We start from the raw sequence: 6261 nt of genomic DNA on the forward strand, positions 1-6261 counted from the left end.
CCGTACGGCCGCATGGCGTACACTGAGGGCATGGCGAATCAACGCAACACATCACGCAACACATCGCGCAGGACTTTCCTGGCTATCGGCGGCCTGGCCGCGCTGGCGCTGGGCGCCGGCGGCGCCTGGTACCGCGCCACGCATCGGCAAACAGCGCAGGGCTTCGCGCTCGACGGCGAGGCGCGCGCCGCCCTGCATGCGATCGCACCGGCCATCCTGGACGGCGCGCTGGCCCACGACCCGGGCCGCCGCCAGCGCCAGCTGGGCGCCGCCATCGACGCCGTCGAAGCCGCCATCCGCGGTCTGCCGCAAGCCACGCAAGAAGAGGTGCAGGATTTGTTCGGCCTCTTGGCCCTGCGTCCGGCGCGGCGCCTGCTCACCGGCGTGCCGACCGGCTGGGAGAGCGCCGACATCGCCCACGTCAGCGCCTTCCTGCAGGAATGGCGCGTGCACCGTCTCGGCATGATGCGCAGTGCCTACGGCGCGCTGCACGACCTCGTGCTGGGCGCCTGGTATGCCCAGCCGGCCAGCTGGGAAGCGATCGGCTATCCCGGTCCGCCACGGGTGCCGGCATGACGGCCCGCATTCCCGATCCGATCGAGGCTGGCCTCAAACGTGGCTGGCGCACGATCGACGCCTCGACGCTCGAGCACGACCGCACCCTGGAGGCCGACGTCGTCATCGTCGGCAGCGGCGCCGGCGGCGCCATCAGCGCCGAGATCCTTGCCAGGTCCGGCCTGTCGGTGATCGTGGTGGAAGAGGGGCCCCTTAAATCGTCGCGCGATTTTCAGATGCGCGAGGCCGAGGCCTACCCGCAGCTATACCAGGAGTCGGCCGCGCGCAAGACGGCCGACAAGGCGATCAACATCCTGCAGGGCCGCGCCGTCGGCGGCTCGACCACGGTCAACTGGACCTCGAGCTTTCGTACGCCGCAGCCGACGCTGGACTGGTGGCGCCGCCACCACGGCCTGGCATTCGCATCGAACGACGAGCTGGCGCCCTGGTTCGCCATGGCCGAGCGCCGCACCGGCGTGGTCGACTGGCTGGTGGGGCCGAACGAGAATAACGCCATCCTGCGCCGCGGCGCGGCAAAACTGGGCATTGCCAGCGCCGCCATCCGGCGCAACGTGCAGGGCTGCTGGAACCTGGGCTATTGCGGCATGGGTTGCCCCACCAATGCCAAGCAGTCGATGCTGGTCACCAGCATTCCGGCGGCGCTCGACAATGGCGCCACCCTCGTCACGCGGGCGCGCGCCGACCGCCTGCGGCTGCGCGGCCAGAAGGCCGAGGAGCTGGTCTGCAGCGCGCTCGGCGCGGATGGCGTGCTGCCCAGCGGGCGCGAGCTGCGCCTGCGCGCGCGCCACTTCGTGGTCGCGGGCGGCGCCATCAATACCCCTGCGCTGCTGCTGCGCTCGCAGGCGCCCGATCCCAGCGGACAGCTCGGCAAGCGCACCTTCCTGCACCCGACCGTGATCTCGGCCGCCTTTTACGAGAAGCTGGTCGAGGGCTGGGCCGGGGCGCCGCAGAGCGTGTATTCCGACCACTTCCTGTCGCGCGATCCGATCGACGGCCCGATGGGCTATATGCTCGAGACGCCGCCGGTGCATCCGCTGATGGCAGCAACCATGATGAGCGGCTTCGGCGAACAGCATGCGGCGGCGATGCGCGACTTCGCCCACCTGGGCGGCATGCTGGCCTTGCTGCGCGACGGCTTCCATGAAGACTCGCCGGGCGGCGTCGTGCAGCTGCGCGACGATGGCAGCGGCGAACTCGATTACCCGCTGAACGACTACCTGTGGGACGGCGCGCGCCGCGCGCTGCTCTCCATGGCCGAGATCCAGTTCGCGGCCGGCGCCCGCACCGTGCAGCCGGCGCACGAGAAGGCCCAGCGCTACCGTTCCTGGGCCGAGGCGCGGCGCGAGATCGCGGCCCTGCCGCAGCGCGCCCACGTCACGCGCGTGGTCTCGGCCCATGTAATGGGCGGCTGCGCCATGAGCGGCGATGAGCGCCGCGGCGTGGTCGATCCCGCCGGCCGTTACCGCGGACTGGCGAACGTGTCGGTGCATGACGGCTCGCTGTTCCCGACCTCGCTCGGCGCCAATCCGCAGTTGACCATCTACGCCATCACGGCGCGCCTGGCGAGCGGCCTGGCGGCTGACCTGACGGGCCGCCCGGCGGTGGCGCTGGCATGAGTTCGCGCACCCTGCTGCGGCTGATCCTGCTGGTGCAGGCGCTGGCGGCGCTCGGCATCGGCGCGGCCGGCATGCGCTGGCTCGGGCTGAACGGCTGGCAGGCCGCCGCGCTGGGGCTGGGCAGCGTGGCGCTGGTGCGCCTGCTCATCAATGCCAACAACTTCCTGATGGCGGCGCGCGCCGCCAGCCCGACGCCGCCCGAATATCGGATCACCCCGGGCGCCGCCTTGAAAATGGTTTGGGAAGAGTTCAGCACCAGCATGCTGACCACCTCCTGGCACATGCCCCGCGCGCGGACGCGCACCCGCATTTATCCCGGCTCTACGGCGCCGCCGGTGCTGCTGGTGCACGGCTACGGCTGCAATAGCGGCTACTGGGCCCATCTGGCGCCGCGGCTGGATGCGGCGCGCATCAGCCACGCCACGCTCGACCTGGAGCCGTTGACCGGCGACATCGACGGTTATGCCGCGCGCATCGAGGAAGCGGCGCAGCGGCTGTGCGCGCAGGCCGGCGCGGCGCAGCTGATCGTGGTCGCCCACAGCATGGGCGGGCTGGCCGCGCGCGCCTGGATGCGCACCCACGGCGTGGGGCGGGTGGCGCGCCTCATCACGCTCGGCACGCCGCACCACGGCACCTGCCTGGCCGCCTTCGGCCTGGGCATCAATGCCGGCCAGATGCGGCGCATGGGCGTGGCCGGACCCGAATGCGCCTGGCTCGGCGCGCTCGCGGGCGGCGAAGCGCCCGAGGTGCGGGCACGGATCGTGTCGCTCTACAGCCACCACGACAACATCATCGCGCCGCAGACCTCGAGCGAACTGCCGGGCGCGCGCAACCTGGCGCTGGGCGGCGTGGGCCACGTGGCGCTCGGCCGCAACCCGCGCGTGCTGGCCATGGTAATGAGCGAGATCGAAACCCTGCGTAGCGAGCGTGCGACGCCTGCCGCAATGCACCATCAACATGGCGTCACTTAGCTGACTCACGACTGGCTCACGGCGACGCCGCCGCGTGGTACAGTGATGTCAACATCGCATTCCCGGAGCGCCATCGTGGCCCGTATCCTCATCATCGAAGACAACCCAGCAAACATCGAGCTGATGTCGTTCCTGCTCGGCGCCTATGGCCACACGCCGCTGTCGGCCGCCGACGGCCCGCGTGGCGTGGCCGCCGCGCGCAGCGAGCGGCCCGACCTGATCGCCTGCGACGTCAACCTGCCCGGCATGGATGGTTTCGCGGTGCTGGCCGCGCTCAAGACCGACCCACAGCTGGCAGGCGTGCCGATCCTGGCCGTGACCGCGCTGGCGATGGCGGGCGACCGCGAAAAAGTGCTGGCCGCCGGCTTCGATGGCTACATCAGCAAGCCGATCGAACCGGAGAGCTTCGTCGCCGAGCTCGAAGCCTTCCTGGCTGCCGCGCCCGCAGTTGCCCCTGCAGTTGCCCCTGCTGCCGCGAGCGCGCCAGCAGCCCGGCCCGTGCCAGCGCAAGCGCCCAGCGCCGTGCCCGAAGAACGCACGCTGCTGCTGGTCGACGACGACCGCTTCATGCTGGGCGTGCTGAACGACATGCTGGTCGGCCAGCCCTACCGTGTGCTCAGCGCCTGCTCGGGCGAAGAGGCGCTGGAAGTGCTCGACCACGAAGCGGTCGAGGTGATCCTGTGCGACCAGGCCATGCCCGGCATGCTCGGCACCGAAGTGCTGGCGCGCGCCGCCGAGCGGTATCCCAAGACCGTGCGCCTGATGCTGTCCGGCCAGCCCGACCTCTCCGAGATCGAGGCGGCGATCGCCAGCGGCGTGGCCGACGACCACTACATCAAGCCGCTGGGCGCGCGCACCCTGCGCGAACGGATCGGTGAGGCCTTCCGCCTGCAGAGCCAGCGCGCCGCCGCCTGAACGAGGTCGATGCGATAGGGCCGATCGAAAGATTCATCGAACGACCGTTCGATGTTATCCTTGCGGGAATGCACTATTAACTTCGGCCTACATGCAACAAAAAGCCCCGCGCCGCACCCGTGAACGCATCCTCGAGCTGTCGCTCAGGCTGTTCAACGAGTTCGGCGAGCCCAATATCACGACGACCGTCATTGCCGAGGAGATGAATATCTCGCCCGGCAATCTGTACTACCATTTCCGCAACAAGGACGACATCGTCAATTCGATCTTCGTCCAGTTCGAGGCGGAGATCGAGCGCATCCTGACGGTGCCGGCAGGGCGCCGCTCGAACATGGAAGACGTGTGGCTGTATCTGCACCATATGTTCAAGCTGATCTGGCGCTATCGCTTCTTCTACCGCGACCTGAACGACCTGCTGTCGCGCAACCGCAAGCTCGAACTGCACTTCAAGGCCATCCACGCCCACAAGATTAAGGTCGCACGCCAGCTGTGCGAAGACCTGCGCAGCGAAGGCTCGCTCGAGGCCTCCGACCAGCAGATCGGCGCCATGGCGACCAATATGGTGGTGGTGGCGACCTACTGGCTGTCGTTCGAATACGTGCGCAACCCGCGCAAGTACAGCGAGCAGCAAGCCATCGCCGACGCGCTGGCGCGCGGCTGCTACCAGGTGCTGTCGATGGTCGGACCCTACCTGTGCGGCGAGACCCGGGTGCTGTTCGAGAAGCTGTCCGACGACTATCTCCAAAAACTGTCGGCCGACGCCAAGCCGGGCGCCGACTTCTTCTGAGGCTGACACGATGAAAACCCTGGCCGTCTATTGCGGCGCCGCGCACGGCGTCAATCCTGTGTATGCCGACGCCGCGCGCGCCCTCGCGCGCGCCATGGTCGAGCACAATATTGCCCTGGTCTATGGCGGCGGCAAGGTCGGCCTGATGGGCGTGATCGCCGACGAAGTGCTGCGCCTGGGCGGCGAAGCCACCGGCGTGATCCCGCGCGCGCTGGTCGAGCGCGAGGTCGGCCACGCCGGCCTGACCCGCCTGTTCGTGGTCAAGGACATGCACGAGCGCAAGGCAATGATGTCGGACCTGTCGGAAGGCTTCATCGCCATGCCGGGCGGGATGGGCACCCTGGAAGAGCTGTTCGAGATGGTCACCTGGTCCCAGCTGGGCATCCACGCCAAGCCGATTGGCCTGCTCAACGTAAACGGCTTCTACGACGGCCTGCGCGCCTTCGTGCGCCACCAGGTGGAAGAGGGATTCGTGCGGCCCGAGCACGAGGGACTGATGCTGGCCGAAAGCGACCCTGGTGAATTGATCCGGGGCCTGCGCGCGGCGGCGCCGGCGCCCGCCGTTCAGGCGGCGGTCGAGGCCGACGCCGAAGCCAGGGGATTGCGCGGATAAGCGCCGTAGCCGGCCAGCTCGCTGAGAAAGCCCCGTTCGAGATAGCCGGGGATTTTTTCGTACTCGGCCAGCACGCGGGCGCGGAACTCGGCGTGCTCGTGCCAGCAATCCGTCGCGACGCCAAAGTAGTTGACCGGGCAGCCTGACAGCGCCAGTCCCGGCCAGTGTCGCTCGAGCGTCATCAGGTAGCGCCGCATGGCGCAGGCCTTGCCGATCGCCAGCACGCTGCCCACAGTCGCCAAGTCCATCTGCGCGGCCAGCGCGGCGCGGCCGAGCACCACGTTTTCTCCGGTATTGGTGGCCGCAGTTTCCAGTACCAGGGCCGCCGGCGGCATCCCCAGTTCGACCAGGCGCGCGCCGATCACCTCGGCCTCTGGCCGCGTGTCGCCGCGCGTGACGCCGCCCGACACCAGCAGCACGCGGAACATGCCGCGCTCCCACAGCGCGTGGGCGGCAAGACAGAATTCTTCCACGCCGTGGCGGGTGCCGAACAGGAAGCCGACGTCGGAGGCGCGCAGCGGCACCTCGGGCATGACGTAGGCGGCGATGGCGGACAGGTCGGGGTACATGGGTGGCGGGATGCTGGAATCGATGCCGTGATTCTAACGTGGCCCGTCGTTCCCGCGAAGGCGGGAACCCAATCCCTCAGCGCTGCCGTCATCTTCAACTTCTCCGTTGGCGCAGGCAACCTTGGGTTCCCGCCTTCTGAACTGCTACACGAAAGTCGGACACTAGTTCTAAGCGCTGCCTGTGTGCTTGACCCTGTACTGCACCGGGGTCAAG

The 6261-nt window shown here is 68.8% G+C and carries 7 protein-coding genes; 6 read left to right on the forward strand and 1 reads right to left on the reverse strand.

The window, feature by feature from the left end; all coding sequences use genetic code 11:
• Positions 1-30 precede the first annotated feature (30 nt).
• The 6 genes from AC3A6F_RS05610 to AC3A6F_RS05635 all read left to right on the forward strand — a co-directional run bounded on the left by AC3A6F_RS05610 (position 31) and on the right by AC3A6F_RS05635 (position 5478).
• Complete coding sequence (locus AC3A6F_RS05610) at positions 31-576, forward strand: hypothetical protein (protein WP_487678972.1); 546 nt, start codon at positions 31-33, stop codon at positions 574-576.
• The gene (locus tag AC3A6F_RS05615; protein ID WP_487678973.1) at positions 573-2192 is read left to right on the forward strand and encodes a GMC family oxidoreductase N-terminal domain-containing protein; all 1620 of its coding nucleotides are present in this window, start codon (positions 573-575) and stop codon (positions 2190-2192) included. Before AC3A6F_RS05610 ends, AC3A6F_RS05615 begins: the two co-directional genes overlap by 4 nt.
• The gene (locus AC3A6F_RS05620; protein WP_487678974.1) at positions 2189-3163 is read left to right on the forward strand and encodes an esterase/lipase family protein; all 975 of its coding nucleotides are present in this window, start codon (positions 2189-2191) and stop codon (positions 3161-3163) included. The genes AC3A6F_RS05615 and AC3A6F_RS05620 overlap by 4 nt, the downstream gene beginning before the upstream one ends.
• A 75-nt stretch (positions 3164-3238) precedes the next feature.
• Entirely contained in the window at positions 3239-4078 is an 840-nt protein-coding gene (locus AC3A6F_RS05625; protein ID WP_487678976.1) for a response regulator, read from the forward strand.
• Positions 4079-4169: 91 nt separating this feature from the next.
• Complete coding sequence (locus tag AC3A6F_RS05630; protein WP_320476768.1) at positions 4170-4865, forward strand: TetR/AcrR family transcriptional regulator; 696 nt, start codon at positions 4170-4172, stop codon at positions 4863-4865.
• A 10-nt stretch (positions 4866-4875) separates the two neighbouring features.
• Entirely contained in the window at positions 4876-5478 is a 603-nt protein-coding gene (locus AC3A6F_RS05635; RefSeq protein ID WP_487678977.1) for an LOG family protein, read from the forward strand.
• On the opposite strand, the gene AC3A6F_RS05640 is transcribed toward AC3A6F_RS05635, so the two are convergent.
• Positions 5430-6047 (reverse strand): YdcF family protein, encoded by a 618-nt coding sequence (locus AC3A6F_RS05640; protein ID WP_487678978.1) that lies wholly within the window; start codon positions 6045-6047, stop codon positions 5430-5432. The two genes, AC3A6F_RS05635 and AC3A6F_RS05640, sit on opposite strands and share 49 nt — an antisense overlap.
• Positions 6048-6261: the final 214 nt, after the last annotated feature.

The sequence above is a fragment of the Massilia sp. Soil_C_3 genome (assembly GCF_057657035.1).

What these genes read in the sequence shown, in the direction of transcription:
- AC3A6F_RS05640 (WP_487678978.1), bottom strand. Translation starts at nt 6,047, where the DNA reads ATGTACCCCGACCTGTCCGCCATCGCCGCCTACGTCATGCCCGAGGTG.
- AC3A6F_RS05635 (WP_487678977.1), top strand. Translation starts at nt 4,876, where the DNA reads ATGAAAACCCTGGCCGTCTATTGCGGCGCCGCGCACGGCGTCAATCCT.
- AC3A6F_RS05620 (WP_487678974.1), top strand. Translation starts at nt 2,189, where the DNA reads ATGAGTTCGCGCACCCTGCTGCGGCTGATCCTGCTGGTGCAGGCGCTG.
- AC3A6F_RS05610 (WP_487678972.1), top strand. Translation starts at nt 31, where the DNA reads ATGGCGAATCAACGCAACACATCACGCAACACATCGCGCAGGACTTTC.
- AC3A6F_RS05630 (WP_320476768.1), top strand. Translation starts at nt 4,170, where the DNA reads ATGCAACAAAAAGCCCCGCGCCGCACCCGTGAACGCATCCTCGAGCTG.
- AC3A6F_RS05615 (WP_487678973.1), top strand. Translation starts at nt 573, where the DNA reads ATGACGGCCCGCATTCCCGATCCGATCGAGGCTGGCCTCAAACGTGGC.